Origin of the sequence: Streptomyces sp. TSRI0107, from assembly GCF_001905845.1 — a bacterium.
Lineage (GTDB): Bacteria > Actinomycetota > Actinomycetes > Streptomycetales > Streptomycetaceae > Streptomyces.
This window is the reverse complement of record NZ_LIVZ01000014.1, coordinates 225,812-246,390: the sequence shown is the minus strand read 5'-3', so window position 1 is coordinate 246,390 and position 20,579 is coordinate 225,812. Positions and strand designations below refer to the sequence as shown.

The window sequence follows — 20,579 nt, the reverse complement described above, 5'->3', positions numbered from 1 at the left end:
GGGAGAACCCCGGGTGCACATCATCACCTTCTCCTTCGAGTGCGGCGGCTTCGACAACCGCTTGATGCGCGGCGGGCTGTCCCCGCTCGTGTGGAACCTCTCCCGCGAGTACGCCGCACGCGGCCACCGCGTCTCGCTGGTCACCCCCGCGCACGGCCACCTTGAGGCGCTGCGGGAGCGGTTCGACGTACGGGAACTCGACTACCGCGACGAGCACACGGTGCCGCTGGTGCTCGACCCCAAGGTGTGGCCGGACCAGCCGCCCGAGACCGGCCTGACCCTCGACACCCGCGCCCACCTGCTGCGTCTGGACGGCGTGGACGTGTACCTGCTGTCCGACGCCTTCCTGGACCTGCTGCCGGACCGGCTCTACCCGCCCCCGGCGTTCGAGGGCCGGGACCTGGCGTACGCCAAGCCGCTGGTCTTCCAGGTCGGCGGGCTGCGGTTCATCCGGCGGTACCTGGCGGACGGCCCGGCGATCGTGCACGGCTTCGAGCCCTACTACCACTACCTGCTGCCCGCGGTCCTCGCCGACGACGACCGGTACCGGACGGTGAGCACCGTCGCCGCGAACTCCCCCGTCACGCAGAAGGTCTACCGGCCGCAGGTGGAACGGCTGCTGGAGCTGTTCGGCGTGCGCGGCCCGGACCTCGACGCGCTCGACGGGCCGCCGCCCGCCGAGGACTCCCCCGCGGCCGCCATGGCCCGGGCCCTGGCGGGCACCCGGACGCACGTCGAGTACGGCCCGGACCACGTGGGCGTGTTCCCGCTGGTCGTCGCGGACGCGGACCTGATCGACTTCGTGTCTCCCGGGCAGCGCGACCACTACGTCACCTGGGAGGACACGCCGTTCGAAGCGCTCTTCCGGTCGCTGCCGGTGGCCCGGCGGCTGCGCGAGCGGCCGGACCGGCTGCTGGCCGGCGGCTGCGGCATCGCGGACAGCTGGCTGGCGCGCGACCCGGAGGCGGTGGACCGGGCCGCGGTGCGCCGGTCGCTCGGCCTGACGGTGTCCGGCCCGGTCTTCTACCACGCCGCCCGCTACGCGGTGCACCACAAGGGACAGCTGGAGCTGATGCGGGCCGTGGCGGAGGTGCTGGCCGGCGATCCGGAGGTCGGTTTCGTGATCCGCTGCTCGACCGGGGGCGGCGGTGACGCCCCGGCGCCGGTGGCGAACGCCGCGTTCCAGCGCCTCGCCGACCGGTATCCGGGCCGGCTGCACCTGGACTGGCGGCTCGCCGACGAGGACACCCTGTTCGCGCAGGCGGCGAGCGCCGACTTCTGCGTCTTCCCCTCCAAGTTCGAACTGGACGGCTTCCTCATAGCCCAGGCCGAGGCCATGGCCTGCGGCGCGGTGCCCATCGCCACCGCCCAGCGGGTGACGTCCCACTTCGGGCACCAGCGGTCCCTCGACGACCCGGCCGCGACCGGGTTCTCGGTGCCCGGTTCCTTCCGGGACGACGACCCCGGCCTGGCCCGCGCCCTCGCGGAGCGAATACGCGAGGCCGTGACGGTCTTCCGCACGGCGCCCGACACCTACGCCCGGCTGTCGGGCAACGCGCGCCGCATGGGCCGTTCGTTCACCTGGGCCCGCAGCGCGGACCTGCGTCTGGCGGCCTACGAGCGGCTGTCGCACGGTGAGCGCGCGCGGCCCCCGGCCGGCGAACTGGTGGAGCGGGGCTGGCTGGACGCGCTGCCACCCGCCGCCCTCGCCGGGCACCGCGACCTGATCGTGCGCGCGGCGACGGAGCGCGGTGACGCCCTCGCGCTCGCCCGCGCGCTCGGGTGCGGCGTCGACGAGCTCGGACCGGACACCTGGGAGGAGCTGTTCGCGTCGGCGCACGGCAGGGGGGACTTCGCCCGCTGCGCCGAACTGGCCCGGTGGGCGGGCCGGCCGGACCTGCACGCCCGCCTGGCGGACCGGTTCCGACTCGCCGGCGATCCGGACGGCACCTGGCACGTGCGGTACGCGCATCCCGGCGCGGAGCGGGTCGAGTTGGTGGTCCCCGAGGGCTCACCGGCGCCGCTCCCCTCGCTGGAGTCGGCCTCCGAGGCCCTCGCCTCCGACGAGCCGGCTCCCGCACCCGGCGGCGCCGTCCTCCGGGCGCTCGCCCCCGACGGCGACGGCGTGTTCACGGGGACGCTGGACGGGCCGCCCGTCGGGAGCCATGCCGTGGCCATGGTGACCCTGCGCTCCGGCCGGGTCGTCTGGGACACCGTGCCGGCCCGCGCACCCGCGTTCCGGTTGGTGGCGACCGACCTGGACGGCACGCTGCTGCGCGGTGACCTGACGGTGTCCGCGCGCACCCGCCGGGCGCTGGAACGGGTCGCCGCGGCCGGCGCCCACCACCTGGTCGTCACCGGCCGCCCGGCGGTGGCCTGCAGACACCTGCTGAACACCCTCGGCTACCGGGGCCTGGCCGTGTGCGGCCAGGGCGCGCAGCTGTACGACGCCGGCGCCGACCGCCTGCTCGCCTCGCGGTCACTGGACCGCGACCTGGCCCGCGACGTCGTCGAGAAGGTCGAGGCGGAACTGGGCCGGGTCGAGCTCGGCATCGTCACCTCGCCGCCGGAGAGCCGGTTCAAGGTCACGCCGGGCTTCGGGGAGCGGGTCCGCCACGGCTGGGACGTGACCACCGACCGGGACCTGCTGTGGGCGGTGCCCATCGACAAGCTGATCCTGCATCACCCGGACGTCGACGAGGACCGGCTGGCCGCCGTCACCCGGCGGCTGACGGGTGGCGAGGTGACCGTCGTGCACTCGGTCAAGGGCATGGTGGAGGTGCTGCCCGCGGGCACCGACAAGGGCACGGGCGTCGCCCGGGCCGCCGAACTGCTGGGCTTCACCGGCGCCGACACCGTCGCCTTCGGCGACATGCCGAACGACATCCCGCTGCTGGCCTGGGCCGCGCACGGCGTGGCGGTCGCCAATGCCCACCACGATCTGCGGGCCATGGCCGACGAGATCGCCCCCGGCAACGACGAGGACGGGGTCGCCTCCGTCCTCGAACGGCTCTTCGCGCCGGTGGAGGTCCGTCCATGACCGACCGCCCCGTACCCGACGCCTCGCTGCGGGAGCTGGCCCGCGCGCACGGCGTGAGCACCGAGTACGCCACCGACCGCGGCGACCGCGTCACCGTCGCCGCGGACACCCTGGTCGCGGTCCTGGCCTCGTGCGGCGTGGACGCGAGCACCCCGGACGCCGCCCGGCGGGCCCTCGCCGCCCGGCGCGCGGCGGACACGGACGGGCTGCTCCCGCCCTGCGTGGTCGTCCGTGCCGGATCGGCCGTACGACTGCGGCTGCCGCCGGGCGCCGAGGCCCGCGTGGCCCTGGAGGGCGGCGGCGAGAGCGGTCTCGGCGCACCGTTGCCGCCCGGCGCGCACGTCCTGCACGCCGTCGTCGGCGGGCGGCGGGCATCCGCCCCGCTGCTGTCGGTGCCCGAGCGCGTCCCGGTGCCCGAGCGGCGCGGCTGGGGCTTTCTGATCCAGCTGTACTCGGTGCTCTCCCGCAGGTCCTGGGGCATGGGCGACCTGGCCGACCTCGCGGAGCTGGCCTCCTGGTCCGGCCGCGCGCTGGGCGCCGGTTTCGTCCAGCTGGGGCCGCTGCACGCGATGGAGCCGGGGCCGCTGCCCGATCCGTCCCCGTACCGGCCCAGCTCGCGGCGGTTCGCGGACCCGATGCACGTCCGGGTGGAGGAGGTGCCGGAGTACCGGTACCTGGAGGGGGAGGCCCGCCGCGCGGTGGACTCCTGTGTCGTCCGGGCCCGGGCCCTCAACGAGCGCGTGCTGAGCGGCGCCGCGCTGATCGACCGGGAGACGGTACGCGCCCTCAAGTACGAGGCGCTGCGCCGGGTGCACGAGGTGCCGCTCGCCCCGGGCCGCCGTGCTGCTCTGGAGGCGTATGTCGCCCGTGAGGGCCGGGACCTGACGGACTTCGCCACCTGGTGCGCGCTGGCCGAGGTGCACGGCGGCGCCTGGCGGTCCTGGCCCGACGGGCTGCGCGACCCCCGGTCGCCGCGGGTGGCCGAGGCGCGCCGGGAACTGGCGGAGGCCGTCGCGTTCCACCGCTGGCTGGCCTGGATCACCGACGAACAGCTCGCCGGCGCCCAGCGCGCTGCGAAGGACGCCGGCATGGACATCGGCCTGGTGCACGACCTCGCGGTGGGCGTCGCCCCCGAGGGCGCCGACGCCTGGACGCTCCAGCACTGCCTGGCCGGCGGGATGAGCGTCGGCGCTCCCCCGGACGACTTCAATCCGCTCGGTCAGGACTGGGGCCAGCCGCCCTGGCGGCCCGACGCGCTGGCCGCCGAGGGGTACCGGCCGCTGGCCGGGCTGCTGCGGGCCGGCATGCGGCACGCGGGGGCCCTGCGGGTCGACCACGTCATGGGCCTGTTCCGGCTGTGGTGGGTGCCCGAGGGCCGGCCCCCGTCCGAGGGGACCTACGTCCGCTACGACGCCGAGGCCATGCTCGGCGTTCTGCTCCTGGAGGCGCACCGGGCCGGGGTGGCGGTGATCGGCGAGGACCTGGGCACGGTGGAGCGCGGTGTCCGCGAGGAGCTGGCCGCGCGCGGTGTGCTCGGCACCTCGGTGCAGCGCTTCGAGTACCTGGGCGGGTCGGAGGGACGGCACGGCCCGCTGCCGCCGCGGCAGTGGCGCACCGACTGCCTGGCCACGCTCACCACGCACGACCTGCCGACGACCGCGGCGTGGCTGAGCGGCGAACACGTCGACCTGCGGGCCCGGCTGGGCCTGCTGACCCGCCCGGAACCGGAGGAGAAGGCGCAGGCGGCGGCCGAACGGGACGGCTGGCTGGCGGAACTGCGCCGGCTGGACCTGCTGCCCGACGCCGACGGCGAGGTCGTCGCCGTGCACCGCTTCCTGACCCGCACGCCATCGACCCTGCTCGGGGTCTGGCTGCCGGACGCCACCGGGGACCTCAGACCCCAGAACCTTCCCGGCACCGCCGAGGTGCACCCCAACTGGAGGCTGCCGGTGGCGGACCGGCACGGCCGGCCGGTTCCGCTGGAGGACCTGCCCGGCCATCCCCACGTACAGGCCGTCACCCGCGTGTTCAGCGACGGCGAACCGCACGGAACGAGGACCGAGGAGAGAGATGTCAGGCCAGGCCCTTGCTCAGCTTGAGGGAGTCCGTGAGGACTCCGGAGGCTTCGACCTGCTGGCGCCGGACGGTACGCACTACCGCGTGGACGTCACCGACGGAGTGTTCGACCCCCGCAACCCGCTCCTCGCCGGCTATGTGGCGGGACGCCGGGTGGTGGCCTTCGTCGGCCCCACGGTGGACCGCATCCACGGCGACCGGCTGCGCGCCTATCTCGACGCGCGTCTGGAGCCGGGCAGTTGGAGCGTGCACACCATCGACAGCGGTGAACGGAACAAGACGCTCGCGTCGGTGGAACGGGTGTGCGCCGTCGCCAAGGCGGCCGGCCTGGACCGCCACGGGGTGATGCTCGCCGTGGGCGGCGGGATCGTCGCGGACATCGTGGGCTTCGCGGCCTCGATGTACGCGCGCGGCATCCGCTACATCAAGGTCAACACCACCCTGGTGGGGCAGGTGGACGTGGGCGTGGGCGTCAAGACCGGCGTCAACGCCCTGAACACGAAGAACATGTTCGGCGCGTACCACCCCGCGCACGCCTCGCTCAACGACCCCGCCCTGCTGGCCACCCTGCCCGCCCGGGAGATCCGCTGCGGCCTGGCGGAGATCGTGAAGATGGCCGTGATCCTGGACGCCGACCTCTTCGCGGCACTGGAGGAGCACCCGGACGCCTTCCTGCGCTCCTCCGACGGCGCGTTGGAGACGTACGTGGTGCGCACCTCCATGCGGCTGATGATGGAGGAGCTGTGCCCCAACCTGCGCGAGCACGACCTCGCCCGGCTCGTCGACTTCGGGCACACCTTCAGTCCGGTGATCGAGACGGCCGGCGGCCACCGCCTGGAACACGGCGAGGCGGTCGCCGTGGACATGGCCCTGTCGGCGCACCTGGCCCGGCTGCTGGGGCTCGTCGACGCGGAGAGCTGCGAGCGGGTGGTGACGCTGCTGCGGCGCATCGGCCTTCCCGTGTTCGACCCGGCCACCTGCACCCCGGAGCTGATGACGCAGGCCCTGCACGCGTCCTGGCAGCGGCGGGGACGCGAGCTGCACCTCGTGGTGCCGACCGGCATCGGCAAGGCGGACTTCGTGGAGCGGCTGGAGGACGTGCCCGCCGACGTGCTGCGGGCCGCTCTGGACGCGCTGGCGCGGGACGGGCGCGCGTCGTGACCGCCCCCGACGTGGTGAGCCTCGACACGCTTCTGCGAGGCAAGGAGCACGACCACGGCGGGCTGGGCACGATCCTCGCCCACCGCCTGTTCTCCCGCGCCGAGGGGGGTCCTGGAGCGGAGTTCATCGACATCGCCGTGCTGCCGCCGGGCACCTCCATAGGGCGCCACCGGCACGGCCGTGACCGTGAGACGTACGTCGTGCTCAGCGGCAGCGGCCTGATGTACCGGGACGGCACCGAGTTCCGCGTCGGCGCCGGGGACGTCGTCGTCAACCGTCCGTACGGCGAGCACGGCCTCGTCAACGACTCGGCCGCCGACCTGTGGCTGCTGGTCTTCGAGGAGGAGCTTCGTGACCGTCCCGCAGTCTGACCGCCTCACCGCCGTCACCGCGGCGGGCGGCGCCCCGGCGGGCGACCCGGCCGGCCCCGGGCACCGCGCGGTCCCCGCAGGCTCCGACGGCGTCTTCACCGTGCTCGACGTGGGGGGTACGACGCTGCGGACGGGAAGCTACGACCCGGCCACCGCGTCCGTCACCCGGGTGCGCCGGGTACCGGTCGAGGGCATGGCCCGTCATCCGCGCGACCCCGTGGCCGGGCTGCAGCACCGCGTCGTGGACCAGATCGTCCACGAGGTCGGCCGGCACACCGCGGGCACGGCGCCGCGCGCCGTCGGCGTGGCCTTCGCCGGGCCGATCTCGGCCGGTGGTCTCGTCCTCGCCGCGCCCACGGTGTGGGGGCGGCGAGGTGACCCGCTGCCCCTGGGACAGCTCCTGACGGAGCGGATCGGCGTGCCGGTCGTGGTCGTCAACGACCTGACCGCCGCCGCCTGGCGCTACGCGGCGACGGAGACCGAGCCGTTCTGCCTGATCACCGTCAGTTCCGGCATCGGCAACAAGGTGTTCCGGGGCGGCGAGGTACTGCTCGACGCGGACGGCCACGGCGGCGAACTCGGCCACTGGGTCAGCGACCCCTCCCCCGGGGCACCGCTGTGCGACTGCGGCGGGCGCGGCCACCTCGGTGCCATCGCCTCCGGGCGGGGCGTGCTCGCCGCGGTCCGCCGGGCGGCGGAGGCCGACCCGGCCGGCTTCGCCCGGTCACGGCTGGCCACGCGCTGCGCCGGCCGCGCGCCCGGCATCGACAACCCGGCGATCGCGGCCGCGGTACGGGAGGGCGACGCGTTCACCACGCAGGTGGTGCGCGGCACCGTCACCCACCTCGCGCAGGCGATAGGGGCCGTCTTCACGTCCATCGGTGTGTGCCGGTACGTGGTGATGGGCGGCTTCGCCCTGGCGGTAGGCGAACGCTACCGGGACCTGCTGGTCGGCGAGTTGGTGAGGCTGGGCTGCTTCGGCCTGGACGCGGACGCGGTCGACGCCATGGTGTCGCTCGGCGAACCGGACGACGACCACGGTCTGATCGGCGTCGGCAGGCTGCTGGCCGACCGGCTGTCCCGGGCGGGCACGCGGTGAGCGCCGGGGGCACGCTCGTCGTCGGCAGCGGCTTCGTCGGCATGGGCATCGCGCGGCGGCTGGCCGCGGCGGGCGAGTCCGTCACCGTCACCTCCCGCAACCGCCCGGGACTCCTCCCGGACACGCGAGGGGTCCGGTGGCACGCCCTGGACGCCACCGACCCCGAGGCGTGCGGCCGGCTCGTGGCCCGGCTGGGGCCGCGGCGCGTCGTCCTCGTGCACGGCCCGTCCGACGTCACCTGGTGCGAGGCGCACCCGGCCCGGGCCGTCTCGGCGCACACCGCCGCGGCCGCCAACCTCGCCGCGCTCGCCGGGGACGCGAGACTGCTGATGATCTCCACCGACAACGTCTTCGACGGCTCCCGCCCCGGCAGCACCGAGGACACCCCGGTCTCCCCGGCCAACGCCTACGGCCGCGCGAAACTGCGCGCGGAACGCACCGTGCTCGAATCGGCCGCGGACGCCGTGGTACTGAGGGTCAGCCTGGTCTACGGCCACGAGCCGGCGGACGCGGGCAAGTGGCTCAACTTCTTCGCCGCGTGCGCCCACCGGCTGCTGCGCGGCGAACCGGTCACGGTGCCGGAGGACCAGTGGACGACACCGGTACTGGTCGACGACGTCGCGGAGGTGACGGCGGCCGTGCTGGCCGCCGGGGCACCACTCCCGCCGGTCCTTCACCTGGGCGGACCGGACCGCGTGAGCCGCGCCGCGTGGGCCACGGTCATCGCGCAGACCCTGGGGGCACCGCCGCACCTGGTCGTACCGGTACCACGGGCGGCCACCCGCTACGCCTCCCGCCCGGAGAACGCGTGCCTGACCAGCTCCCTCCTCACCCGGCTCCCGGCCACGGCGCCGATCACCGTCCGCGGCGTGCGGGAGGGCGCATTGGAGCTGGCGCGGGCGTTCAGGGACATGCGCTGAGGGCGCCCTCTTCGGGCGTCCAACCTGTACAAGATCGACGGCACCCAACCGGTGCCTCCTGTGAGTGTCGAGGCCACCGGCGCGCACGACCGCTACTTCCGCACGGGCAAGGCCAACGTCTGATTCGCTCCGGCAACGACCAGACACTCCGCGCTTCGAGACCACGAGGTCGGACTCCCGCAGCATCCCGGCCGCTGCTGTGGGAGTCCCCCTTCGGCTGGCTCCACCGCCGGTGGGCTGCCGGATCTCGGACTGAAAACGCCATGAAGCGGCCCCCTGCCCGAATCACCAAGTCGCGGGCAACCACAAGCCATACAGCGGCTCGCCTTCCGGTCACACGCCCGTAGCCCGAGGCCGGCGCCGGCCAACTGCCGCAGCCTCGCCGCGCACCACTTCGGCAACCGACCGGACCAAGGGACCGCGTTTCAGTGGTGGCCAAAAATCATGACCTCCGAATGCGCGAGCCACTAGCGTGGCTCCCGATGCGCACCTTCCCGGAGGGTACGTCGGCGGTGTTCATCAGGTGCTGGTCCTCGGCTGTGACTGACGAGTGGTTTCCGCTGCGTGATCCACGCGGCGTGAGTGCGGATGCCCGGTAGGGCCGTCCCTGCCATTCCCAGCTCATGCCAAGGAGTGGACATCCATGAACCCCGTTGAGTACAAGCCTGCGCGTCGTGACCGGCTTCGCGAGATTCTGGTCGACGTCGCCGCGGGTGTCGCCACCCAGATCGTGGTGGCGGCCCTGGCGGCGGCAGCACGCCTGGTCTTCTGACCCAGGCTTGTGGCGGGCCCGGAGAGCCCGCCACTTCACACATCCGGCTGCGTCCCTCAGAACAGTCGCAGATCGGGCGACTGCTGACTCGAGACCTGACGCTTTCTGCGGGAGCGCCGCCCTCGACGTGGCCGGGGCAGGTGCGGGACGCGTGCTTCCTCCGGCAGGTTCTCCCAGGTGGGACGCAACCCGTGCACTTGGACCTCGCCGACGAGATCCTTGAGGTAGCTCCGGGTCTCCTCGTCCGTGGAGTACAGCACCGTCGCACGGCTCGCCCGGGTCATCAGCACGTGGTAGGCGTGGCGGACCAACCGGGCGAACTCCTCGTCGTCGACACTGTCGGCTCTCACCTTGGGGTCGAACGAGCCCGGGACGGTGACGCGCTTGACCCCGGTCTCCGGATCCTTCCGGTCCTTGCCTCGCTGGAACACCCACCGACCGTCCCGGCGCACCATGTCCTCGCCCAGGATCACACCGCACCAGTCCCATTCGAGCCCTTGAGCCGTGTACACACGGCCGATCTGATCAAGCCCCTTCTCGTGCACGGACCAGATCTTGGAGGGTGGTGCTCCGTTCTCGCAGAATGCGTCGCTGTCCGCGTTCCACGGTTTGTGCCAGTCACCGATCCGTACGTCGTTCTCCAGACGCCTCTCCTTGCCCAGCGGCTTCGTCCACGGCCAGCAGTACCCCGCGACGATGCGGGCGGACGCCCCGGCAAGCGCTTCGGTGCGAATGATCCGTTCGAGTTCGTCAGGGCTGTCCGCCACCTCGACGTGCATCAGTCCGTCCGGCGTCCACTGCTCCGGTTCCCCGCCCTTCACCCCGAGCACGGCACGCACCCAGCGGATGTAGGCGTCGCTGCCGCCGCAGCGGAACTGTTCCCGCAGCTCGTATCGGAGGAGACTGGCGTCGTACCGTCGCGCCGCATCCTCGATCAGGTCGATCGTGCCGACCTCATGCGGCCGCACGCACTGGCCCCCGTCCAGGAAGAACACGGTCAGGCGCGAGGCGTCGAGGAGCTCGTCGACCTGGGGCTTGGTGCCCTGATGTTCGGGCTTCCAGAACCGATTGGTCGAGCGTGCCCGCAGCCGGTGCGCCTCGTCACAGATCAGGACATCCAACGGGGGGGTCGGCGGGGTGACGAAGTTGCTGAAGTAGGTGAACGTCTCCTTGAACTCGCGGTCTCCGTAGCCGACGTGTTCCTGGATCGCCCCATTGAAGGCCCTGCTGCCGCTGGCGTATTTGACCGTGTGGCCTTCGCCGGCGAAGTGCTTGCGGAGGTCGGACATCAGCTGTTCGCGCCGGTCATTCGTGTAGACACGGGCGTAGGCGCCCGTCGGAGCGTCCAAATCGACCAGGGGCCGGACGGAGGCATCGGTGGCGTTGTGCAGGTAGGCAAAGCCACTGCATTCGAAATCCAGTCCGTGCAGCGGTCCCCTGTCGCCCGTGAAGGCTTCGTAGTACTCACGCAATTGGAGGGCGGGGTGCTTTTTCCTTCCCAACCCCGGTACGTGAACGAGTTCCGCCGTGGCTCGCTCCACCCTGGTCACCATCGACCACCGTTTGAGTTCGACCAGTAGAACGGACAGCCTGCTCTCTTCGGGGTGATGGCCCACAAGGACGACGTCGATGAGTCTGGGATCGCCGGGGCGGTCGGCCTCGTCGAGGGTGGCGGCACACTCGACGATCATCTCTACGTTTCCGCGCCCGGCGGCGACGATGTCCTCGGCGAGGTGCACGAGGCTCTCGGCCCACGCGGAACGTTCCGACAGCGATGCGTCGGCGCCTCGGAAGTGCTGCCACCTTGCGGCCAGGTGGGGCACCATACGGCGCCGTGAGTTCAAGGTCAGCAAATCCTGTGCTGCCAGCCGCAGCAGGAGCATGGACACGAGGTGGATCCCCCAGGGCACGAGTGACTCGTGCGGGTGGGGGCATGTCCTCGTGGGAAGCCCGTCGGGCCGCGATCAGTACTCGTGATCTCAGGGAGACGACCGCTCGACCGGCCGCGATGACGCTGCGGTCGGCCCAAAGGACGGCCATCATGGCCGGATCACGTGCTCCGTGGCGAGGACCTGCCCCGTCAAGCCGGGACAGTTCGCCGTTCCCGCCGACCCCCCGCCAGCTCCCTCAGCTTCTCCCTCGTCTCCGGGTCCACCGAGTACACGATCGTGCCGACCATGCCCCGGGTCAGCAGCACCTTGTACGTGTTGCGGATCAGGCGGTCCACATCTGGGTCCGGGGTGGACTTCTTGAACACCGGGTCCTTGGAGGCGGTGCGGTCCGTGACCCAGCGGCCGTCGCGCCAGAGCAGGTCGGGGCCGATGATGACGCCGGACCAGTCGTACTCGAACCCTTGGGCGGTGTAGACGCAGCCGACCTGGCCGAAGCCGGCCGGGTCGGTGGCCCACAGGGCGGCCGGGGGCGCGCCGGAGACGGAGCGGTCGCCGCGCAGGTTCCAGGGGTGGGCCCAGTCTCCGATGACGACATCCAGCGGGAGCGGTTCGCCGGGCTTGGGTTCCGGGGACCAGCGCCAGCAGTAGCCGGCGGACATGCGTGCGCCGTAGCCCTGGGCGCGTCGGGCGTCGAGGAACGCCTCCATCTCCTGCGGGCTGTCGGCGACCAGCAGCTGCATGCGGTCGTCGGGTTCCCAGACGACCGGCCCGCCCTGCTCAAGGCCCAGGAGCCGGACGACCCAGCGCAGGTAGGCGTCGCTGCCGCCGCAGCGGAACTGGCTGTCCAGCGGGACGACGTGGCAGGGGATGTCACGCTTCGCCGCTGCCGCCTTTATGTCGGCCACCGTGCCCATCTCGCCGGGGCGCACCACCTGATGCTCATCGAGGAAGAAGACGGGGACGTAGGCGACGTCGATGAGTTCGTCGATCTGAGCTCTGCCGGTCCGGTGCTCGGCTCGCGTGTAGCGGTTGGCCGAGGTTTCCCGGATGCGGTGGGCCTCGTCGCAGATCAGAGCACCCAGGCTGTTCTTCTCGGCGGTCATGAAGCTGTTGAAGTACTTGAACAGGTCTTGGACCTCCCGCTTCCGGGATCCGGCGACCTTCCTCATCGTCTTGGTGAACGACTGCGAGCCGGTGGCGTGCAGAGCCGGGACTCCGCGCCGGTACAGCTCACCGAGCAGCTGGAGAGCGATCACGCTCTTGCCGGTGCCGGGACCGCCTGTGACGATCACGACCTCTTTTCGGTCGGCGTGCTTCGCCTTCTCCACCGCGTTGAGCACCATGCGGTACGCGACCTGCTGCTCATCGAGCAACACGAACTGCTGGCGTTCCCGCACCTCCTCGGCGGCAACGGACATCAACTGCTTCGACGGCACCGTGGCGCCCGCGAGCAGCTCGTCCGCGGCCGGGGCGCCGGGATGCCTGTCGCTCAGTCTCGAACGGAGATGGTCGAGGAAGGCACCGCGGCGCTCCCCGGTGAAGAGCAGCCCGTGGCCGTCGCGTTCGATCTCGCGCAGCCCGTTCACGCCGAACTCCGTGGCGTTGTGCAGGAACGCCACCCCACTTATGCGGTGCCCGTGCTCGGCCACTGCCCCGTTGAAGTTGACCAGATAGTCGCAGTAGCGGCGTACCTGCTCGATCGGGTTGAGAACCGGATGGGCGTAGGCGTCGACGTGGCACAGGGTGGGGTCGTCCTCATGAGGCAGTGCCTGGCTCCACTGCTTCAGTTCCACCACGACGTACGACGGCTCCCCGGTGGCGGGGTGCACACCGGCGAGGACGACGTCGGCGCGCTTGCTGTTCAGCGGGAGCGCGTACTCCAGCATGACCTCCACGTCGCCCAGGCCCGCGTCGTTGAGCGCGGCGGCCAGGACGGGGATGCTGCGCTCCCAGGAGCGCGCCTCCGAGGTGCCGGGCCGGTAGCCGTGCATGTGGGCGAACTGGTCGGTGAGGTGCAGGAACAACGAACGATCGAACGCCATTGCGGCGACCGTCTTGGCGGACGCGCGGTACAGCAAGGGCTTCCCCCGGGCAGCACGAAGTGACTCGTGCGGGTGGGGGCGTGTCCTTCGAGACTCCACCGAAGTGGAGCGGAAGCCCGTCGGGCCGCGTTGACGATGTGTTCGAGGGTACCTGGCGGTGCCGGGAGTTGGGCAAGTGACCGCAGGTGGACGGGGATGCCACGTCCCCGGTGCGCCCTGCCTAGCTCGGCTGCCTGCAGTCAGCCGCCGAGGGTGCTCGTGGCCACGGCGACGCGTCAGCGGTCCGTGTCCTCCCTGCCGGCGCGGGAAGCGTGTTCGCGGGCCGAGCGCCAGTGGGAGCGGGTTTGTTCGACCAGGCTTTCCCACTGGCGGCGGACCTCGTGGTCGGTGGGGCGTTGGCCGTGGCGGATGCGGGTGAGTTCGTCTGTCGTCTCGCGGCCCAGCGCGGCCGACGCGACGAGTACGAACATGGCGGCGAAGAGGGCCGAGAGCATCGCGAAGACGGCACCGACCACGCCGTAGCGGGATGCGTAGGTGTTGAAGAGCCGGGGCATGTAGAAGGCCGCGCCCCAGGAGTAGACGGTTGTGAGGACCGCGGCGGTGACTCCGAAGGGGATCAGTTCGGGCCAGGCGATCCGCCGGGCGGAGAGGATCCAGCCGCTCCAGACCAGGAAGACCACGGTCACCGGTGCCGAGCAGAGCGCCGGCAGCAGGCCGAGCCCGCGTCCGCCGAGCAGCGCGGAGAGCCACCCGGTGACCAGTGCGTAGACGCCGAGGGTGAGGATCCACCACAGGCCGTTGCGTGAGTTGCGCACGCTGAGGGGCTTCAGTTCCCATGCCTGTTCGAAGAGCCGTTGGAAGGCGCGCGCGAAGCTCAGTACGGAGACGGTCAGGAACAGGACGCCGAAGACGCCGGCGCTCGGGTCCGTGTCCTCGGCCGGGGAGAAGAGCGAGTCCACTGCCTCGGCACCGGCTCCGGTGAGACCGTAGCGCCGGATGACGCGTTCGGCGACGTCGTAGTCGACGACGTTGCTCAGTACGACGCCGAGCAGGATGCCGAGCGGGACCAGCGCGGTGAGGGCGCTGGACGCCAGGGCCATCGAGCGGTCGAAGCCGACGATCTTCTGGAACCGGTTGACGACGCGCAACGCGAAGGCGGGGCGCAGCCAGAACGTCAGCGTTCTGGCGAGGCGCTCGCGGTTGATCCTTGCCGTCCTGCCCTCCGTGGGAATGAATCGCGATATTTCGGACGGCGTGAGCCTAACCGGCCGTCGGGGGCCGACGCGGGTACCACACGCCTGGCTTTCGCCGGGAGGCGCAAACAGCAGCGCGGTGCCGCCCGGGCTCTTCCGCCGGGCGGCACCGCGCGTCGCACGGTGTTCCTAGGGCTTGACGTCTTCCTGGCGGGCGACGCACAGGGCCCAGATGATGAACGCGGACATCGCGATCATGATGACGGACCAGACCGGGTAGTACGGCAGGGAGAGGAAGTTGGCGATGACGACCAGCCCGGCGATGGTCACACCGGCCACGCGCGCCCACGTCGCCCCCTGGAACAGCCCGAAGCCGACGATCACCGCGACCACGCCGAGGGCGAGGTGGATCCAGCCCCAGCCGGTGAGGTCGAACTCGAAGACGTAGTTGCGAGTCGTGACGAAGATGTCGTCCTCGGCTATCGCCGCGATGCCGCGGAAGATGTCGAGTATCCCCACGAGTGTCAGCATGACGGCGGAGAAGATCATGAGGCCCGCGGCCCATTCGTACTTCGCCGAGTGTGCCCGTGGTACGTGGGTGGCAGCCATCTTTTGCCTCGTTTCCTTGTCCGTGCTCGGTTGATCTGTGCTCGGTCGGCCGTGCTCAGTGGGGGGACGGTGCGTTGGCGGTGCCGGGAGTGGCCGTGGGGCCGGCGCCGCTCAGGACGAGTTCCTTGGCACGGCGGAACTCGTCGTCCGTGATGTCTCCGCGTGCCCGCATGTCCGACAGCTTGGCCAGTTCGTCGGCGCTGCTCGCCCGGCCGCCCTCGCCCGCCGTCTTCTTGATGTAGTCGTCGAACGCCGCCTGCTGTGCGCGGGCGTGGCCGATCTCCCTGCCGCCCATGCCCTTGCCGCGGGCTATCAGGTAGACGAAGACGCCGAGGAACGGCAGCACGATGACGAACACCAGCCACCCGGTCTTGCCCCAGCCGCTGAGACCGTCGTCGCGGAAGATGTCGCCGATGATCCGGAAGAGCAGGATGAACCACATGATCCACAGGAAGAACCAGAGCATGGTCCAGAACATGCTCAGCAGCGGATAGTCGTAGGCGAGGTAGATCTCGTTACGCATCTGTCTCCTCCGTTCCGGGCGCGTGCCCGACCGCTGTTCCCGGCTTTTCTCAGCGTGCGCACGCCATGGACGGCCGGCCTCACCCGGAGCGGGTGAAGTCACCTGCCCCGTACCGGGTCAGTCGGGCAGCTGCCGCAGCTCGACCACTCGGAGCCCCAGCGACTGGAAGCGGGCCAGCAGCCCGTACAGGTGCGCCTCGTCGATCACGGGCCCGTACAGCAGCGTCTGCTCGGAGATCAGGACGTGATCCAGCTCCGGAAACACCTTGGCCAGCATCTCCGACACATGTCCCTCGACGCGGATCTCGTAACGCATGTGCTGCTCTCCCGCCGCCGACAGCCGATGTTCGCCCCTGTCCGTTCACCGTCTCGTCCGCCGGGGGGCTCCGGCCTCACCCGGTACAGGTGACCTGTCGGTCCTGTCCTGTCCTGCCGTCAGTGTGTCCGTCAGTGTTTGAGGAAGATCTTGAAAGACATGATCAGCAGACCGATGACCAGGTTGACCACGGCGCTGAGGGCCGTCTGACGCCCTGACGCTCCGGCCCGCCGCGCCGCCGCCACCGACCAGCCCACCTGCCCGGCCACGGCCACCGCCACGGCGAGCCAGAGGGCTCCCTTGATGTCGAGCCCCAGCAGCGGGCTGACGGCCACGGCGAGGGCCGGCGGGACGGCCGCCTTGACGATCGGCCACTCGTCACGGCACACGTGCAGGACGGTGTGCCGGTCCAGGGCCTGCTGAGACGCCAGGCGTGCGCCGAACAGCTGGGCGTGGACGTGCGCCAGCCAGAAGGCCACACCGCTGAGGAGCAGCAGCGTGACCACGTACAGGCGAGGGAAGTCGCCCAGCGTGCCGGCACCGATCACCACGGTGGTGGCGAGCATGGAGCCGTAGACGCCGCCGGTGTAGTCGGCGTGGGCTCGGCGTTCCCGCCGGTGCTCCAGCGCGGCTGCTCGGTCGTGTCTCGGCATGGCGGCCCCGGCCTCTCCTCACGGCACTTCGGGCGGCGGTCGGGGGGACCGCCGCCGTGCCCATCACACTCGTACGGAGCGCGTGGCGCCTCACCCCTGCCGGGGGAACTACCGGGGGAACTACCGCAGGAGCTGCTGGGAGAAGCGCACGGTCACAGCAGCCCCAGTTCACGTGCCCGCTGCACCGCGTCGTGTCTGCGGTTCACCGCCAGCTTCCGGTAGGCGCTCTTGATGTGGGTCTTCACCGTGTTCACCGACACGAACAGATCGGCGGCGATCTGCTCGGTCGACATCATCTGGGCGAGCCGGATCAGCACGTCGCGTTCCCGTCCGCTCAGCTGCTCCACCAGCACGGGCGCGGCTTCGGGTTCCGGCTCGCGTGTTTCGCCGCCCGGGAGGAGCCAGCCCGCCGCCAGCTGCTGCAGCGGTCCCGTCCGCAGGTACGGCTCGATCCACGGACCGGCTTCCTTGAACGGGAGGCGCAGTCTGTCGCGCCGGGCGGCCGGCAGGGCGTCGGCGAGGAGCCGACGGGCGGCGGCCGCGTCTCCTTCCAGGTGCCTGGCCTCCGCCCTGACCAGCGTGGCGCGCACACGCACCGCGGGGCCGACGTGCCCGGCCGCGGCGATGGTGTCGAGCACTCCGACCGCCGTGCGCCGGTCGCCCGCCGCCAGGTGCGCCCGGGCCTGGCCCACGGCACACGCCGGATCGCCGTCGGCCAGCTCCCGCAGCACCTCCGCGGCCGCCTCCGGGCGGCCCTCGGCCAGGTGGGCGGCCGAGGCGATCAGCGCCGCCTGGCTCTCCGCCCAGGGCGAGCCGACGTCGGTCGCCACGGCCGCGTCCGCGGCGGCGACCGCGGCGCGAACCCTGCCCCGGGCGAGAAGGAGCCGGGCCACGGCGATGGAGCGGCCCGCCGCGGTCACGGGGTCGAGCGTCGCCGGGTCCGGTGTCTGGTCGATGAGGTGCTGCGCGTGGCGCAGTTCGCACCGGTCGACGGCCACCGCGGCCGCGACCAGGCGCCCGAGACCGGCGCCGGAGATCTCGGGCAGGCCGGACCGGTCCGACGTGGTCATCGCGGCGAAGGCGTGGCGCTCCGCCCGGCCCGGCCATCCGTTGAGGTAGTCGATCAGCGCGAGGTGTCCCAGGGACTCCTGACGCGCGACCGCCGTGGAGGCGTGGCCTCCGTCGCCGGCCACCGCCTTCAGCGTGGCCCGCGCCTCGTCGAAGTGCCCGGCCCACACACGTGTCGAGCCGACGTGGGTGAGCAGCAGGGCGGGGAGTTCCGGATGCTGGTCGAGCAGATGCGCCGGGATCTCGCCCTGCACCTCCCGGGCCGTGCGGGCGGCCAGCTCGGCCCGTCGGGGGGATCCGGACAGACGGGCGGCGAGGGCTTCGAGAAGGGCGCAGCTCAGCCGGGCCGCCGCGGGGGCGCGGTCGTCGCCGGCCGTGAGCTGTTGCTCGGCGTGGCGGAGGTGGGCCAGGCCGTGGTCGAGGTCGTGCCGGGCGAGGTCGCGGGCCGCCCGGACGAGCTCCGCGGCGGAGCTCGTCGTCCCGGGCTCCATGCCGGCGAACAGTTCGGTGAGGTCGTCGGAGCGCAGACCGGTGAACAGCTGGCCGATCGCCAGGTCGTCGACCAGCGCGTGGGCGGTGAACTCCCAGTCCCCCGCGGCGGCGCCGTGGGTGAGCATCTCCGCGAGCGCGCCGGACCGCCGCAGCCAGTGTGCGGCCCGCCGGTGCAGCTCCGGTTCCAGTCCGGGGCAGCGCTCGCGCAGATGCACGCGGAGGATCTCGCGGAAGAGCGGGTGGAGCCGGTACCAGGCGTGCCCGAGGTCCTCGACGAAGGCGTTCTCGCGGTGCAGCCCGGCGAGGATGGGCGCGGCGTCGGTCCGTCCGGTCAGTGTGTTCGCCAGATCGGCGCAGAAGCGCTCCAGGACGCTGACACGCAGCAGGAGGTCCTGCGTCTGGGGTGTCTGCCGCCGGAGCACTTCGGCCAGCAGGAAGTCGGCGATGGTGCTGTGGCCCGCCTCGAACTCCTTCAGGTACACCTGCGGGTCCGGGCTCTGCCGCGCGGCCAGGGCGCACAGCCGCAGACCGGCCGCCCATCCCCGGGTACGGTCAACCAGCGCGCGTGCCGCGTCCCCGGTCAGATGCAGACCGTGGAGTTCCAGCAGCGCGCCGGCCTCCTCGGGGGTGAAGGCCAGTTCGGCGTCCCGGATCTCGGTCATCTCGCCGGCGGCTCGGTACCGGTGCAGCGGCAGCAGCGGTTCGGTGCGGGTGACCAGGACCAGGCGCATGCCCGGCCGTGCGTGGTGCAGTACGAACGCGAGCTGTTCGGAGATGTCGGCGCCTGCCCGGTCGTAGTCGTCGATCACCACGGTCACGGGCGTCCCGCCGCCGCTGAGCTGCGCGGCGAGCCGGACCAGCAGGGTGTCGTCCACCCGGCTGCCGTCGGCGGGGAATCCGATGCCGGCGGGCAGCCGCACCCCGCCGGCGCGCAGGGCCTGGAGCAGGTGGGCCCAGAACATGCCCGGTCCCTGGATCGCCGCGTCGAGGGTGAGCCAGGCGACCGGTTGCGCGAGGTCCGCGGCCCAGTCGGCGACCAGCAGGGTCTTGCCCGCGCCGGCGGCTCCGTTGACCATCACCAGCGGTGTCGCCGACGACCAGTCCAGGTGGTCGGCCAGCCGGGCGCGGCGCAGGAACGTGCCGGGCCTCGTCGGCAGGGCGAACCGCGTCCTGAGGAACGGGTCGCCCAGCGGATCGACGTACAGGAGGGCTGGATCGTGTGGTATTTCGTCGCTCGTCGCCACAACGTTTCACCGTCCGGGGTTTCCCCTGCCAGTCCGGGATTTCCCCCTGCCACCACCATGGCAGCTTCACGGTCCGTCCGCGCGGCACGGAGCGGGCGGGTGGGCCCTCACCGGTGGGTTTCCGCCGGTGGCGGATGGCGTTCGCCGTACAGGCGGCCGACGACCGCTCCGAGGTGGATGACCACGCCGACCGCCACCAGCCAGGACAGGATGACGATGACGACGCCGATGGGGCCGTACTTCTGCTCGTTGGCGATGATCGTCGAGGAGAAGAAGTGCGCGGAGAAGACGCCGAGGCCCGTCCAGCAGGCGCCGGTGGCGACCGCCGCCGGGAACGAGGAGCGCCAGGGGACGGCCCCGCGCAGCAGCACGTACAGGCTCCACCACCAGAAGAGCGTCGCCACGGCGAAGCCGGACAGGATCGGCAGGAGCGCTCCGCCGGGCGCGCCGCCGAACGCTTTGCCCAGCAGCGTCTGCACCGCGCAGTAGGCGAGCAGGGAGGCGAGCCAGTAGAGCTGTGCCGTGAGGTCCCGCCAGGTCTGGCCGGAGACGTCGAACACCTCCTGGTACCAGCTCTGCAGCACGGCGGCGGTGGCCTCGGCACCGAAGATCATCAGCAGGGCGCTGGTCACCGTGAACGTGCCCATGTTCTCCGCGGGTGAGAACAGGGATGTCACCGCCTGCGCGGCCTGCTCGTTCAGGCCCAGCCAGTGGGCGAGCACCTTGGCGGCGTCCTCGCCGGCCGCCGCGGTGACGACGATGAGGAAGGGAAAGAAGCACATCATGGCGAGGGCGGCCAGCGAGAACGAGTGGCCGATGAAGTCGAGCGTACTGAGCCGTTCCCAGAGCCGGCCCGCCTGGTCCGCTCCGAGGCGCCGGATCACCGTCGAGCGCCTCGGCTCGGGAGCCGCCTCCCGTGCGAGCCGGCGCCGCCGTTTCCACCTCGGGACGCGGGGAGTGCCGCCGCTCTCTACGCCGCTCTCTCTCATGCTTCGAAGTGAACCCGCTGCGCGCCGCGGTCGCAGCACGTGACATGCGGGGAGGCCCCGCCGATCCGCTCCGTGTGCTTATATCCCGGCAAGCCGGGCACGCGGTGCGCTGTACGACCC

General features: G+C 71.9%; 16 protein-coding genes. 7 read left to right on the top strand and 9 right to left on the bottom strand.

From position 1 onward, the window contains the following. Positions 1–13 precede the first annotated feature (13 nt). The 7 genes from AMK31_RS42340 (at position 14) to AMK31_RS41815 (ending at position 9,439) form a co-directional block, all read left to right on the top strand. The gene (locus AMK31_RS42340; RefSeq protein ID WP_079187038.1) at positions 14–3,040 is read left to right on the top strand and encodes an HAD-IIB family hydrolase; all 3,027 of its coding nucleotides are present in this window, start codon (positions 14–16) and stop codon (positions 3,038–3,040) included. Beyond that, a complete protein-coding gene (gene malQ / locus AMK31_RS33235) occupies positions 3,037–5,139 on the top strand; it encodes a 4-alpha-glucanotransferase (RefSeq protein ID WP_073944431.1) in 2,103 nt (700 codons plus the stop codon). Before AMK31_RS42340 ends, malQ begins: the two co-directional genes overlap by 4 nt. Continuing rightward, positions 5,111–6,277: a sedoheptulose 7-phosphate cyclase gene (locus AMK31_RS33230; RefSeq protein WP_079187037.1), complete on the top strand. Its 1,167-nt coding sequence runs from the start codon at positions 5,111–5,113 to the stop codon at positions 6,275–6,277. Before malQ ends, AMK31_RS33230 begins: the two co-directional genes overlap by 29 nt. Further along, positions 6,274–6,648, top strand: a complete 375-nt coding sequence (locus AMK31_RS33225; RefSeq protein WP_079187036.1) for a cupin domain-containing protein — start codon at positions 6,274–6,276, stop codon at positions 6,646–6,648. Before AMK31_RS33230 ends, AMK31_RS33225 begins: the two co-directional genes overlap by 4 nt. Beyond that, a complete protein-coding gene (locus tag AMK31_RS33220; RefSeq protein ID WP_241842801.1) occupies positions 6,629–7,747 on the top strand; it encodes an ROK family protein in 1,119 nt (372 codons plus the stop codon). Before AMK31_RS33225 ends, AMK31_RS33220 begins: the two co-directional genes overlap by 20 nt. Further along, entirely contained in the window at positions 7,744–8,667 is a 924-nt protein-coding gene (locus AMK31_RS33215) for an SDR family oxidoreductase (RefSeq protein WP_079187035.1), read from the top strand. Before AMK31_RS33220 ends, AMK31_RS33215 begins: the two co-directional genes overlap by 4 nt. Positions 8,668–9,310: 643 nt before the next feature. Further along, positions 9,311–9,439 (top strand): DUF6408 family protein, encoded by a 129-nt coding sequence (locus tag AMK31_RS41815; RefSeq protein ID WP_241842800.1) that lies wholly within the window; start codon positions 9,311–9,313, stop codon positions 9,437–9,439. A 56-nt stretch (positions 9,440–9,495) separates the two neighbouring features. On the opposite strand, the gene AMK31_RS33210 is transcribed toward AMK31_RS41815, so the two are convergent. The 9 genes from AMK31_RS33210 to AMK31_RS33170 form a co-directional block, all read right to left on the bottom strand. Continuing rightward, the gene (locus tag AMK31_RS33210; protein ID WP_073944504.1) at positions 9,496–11,322 is read right to left on the bottom strand and encodes a DUF2075 domain-containing protein; all 1,827 of its coding nucleotides are present in this window, start codon (positions 11,320–11,322) and stop codon (positions 9,496–9,498) included. Positions 11,323–11,519: 197 nt separating this feature from the next. Next, positions 11,520–13,409, bottom strand: a complete 1,890-nt coding sequence (locus AMK31_RS33205) for a DUF2075 domain-containing protein (protein WP_073944430.1) — start codon at positions 13,407–13,409, stop codon at positions 11,520–11,522. 239 nt (positions 13,410–13,648) lie between these two features. After that, on the bottom strand, positions 13,649–14,521 hold the full coding sequence (locus tag AMK31_RS33200; protein ID WP_241842799.1) for a YhjD/YihY/BrkB family envelope integrity protein: 873 nt from the start codon (positions 14,519–14,521) through the stop codon (positions 13,649–13,651). A 234-nt stretch (positions 14,522–14,755) separates the two neighbouring features. Further along, a complete protein-coding gene (locus AMK31_RS33195) occupies positions 14,756–15,175 on the bottom strand; it encodes a DUF7144 family membrane protein (RefSeq protein ID WP_073944429.1) in 420 nt (139 codons plus the stop codon). A gap of 55 nt (positions 15,176–15,230) precedes the next feature. Continuing rightward, positions 15,231–15,698 (bottom strand): SHOCT domain-containing protein, encoded by a 468-nt coding sequence (locus AMK31_RS33190; protein WP_073944428.1) that lies wholly within the window; start codon positions 15,696–15,698, stop codon positions 15,231–15,233. Between the two features lie 117 nt (positions 15,699–15,815). Then, a complete protein-coding gene (locus tag AMK31_RS33185; RefSeq protein ID WP_073944427.1) occupies positions 15,816–16,013 on the bottom strand; it encodes a hypothetical protein in 198 nt (65 codons plus the stop codon). Positions 16,014–16,144: 131 nt separating this feature from the next. Next, positions 16,145–16,666, bottom strand: a complete 522-nt coding sequence (locus AMK31_RS33180) for a hypothetical protein (RefSeq protein WP_073944426.1) — start codon at positions 16,664–16,666, stop codon at positions 16,145–16,147. Between the two features lie 152 nt (positions 16,667–16,818). Next, positions 16,819–19,470: a LuxR C-terminal-related transcriptional regulator gene (locus tag AMK31_RS33175; RefSeq protein ID WP_073944425.1), complete on the bottom strand. Its 2,652-nt coding sequence runs from the start codon at positions 19,468–19,470 to the stop codon at positions 16,819–16,821. A gap of 107 nt (positions 19,471–19,577) precedes the next feature. Next, positions 19,578–20,459, bottom strand: coding sequence for a YhjD/YihY/BrkB family envelope integrity protein (locus AMK31_RS33170; protein ID WP_079187033.1), 882 nt, complete (start codon positions 20,457–20,459; stop codon positions 19,578–19,580). Positions 20,460–20,579 lie beyond the last annotated feature (120 nt).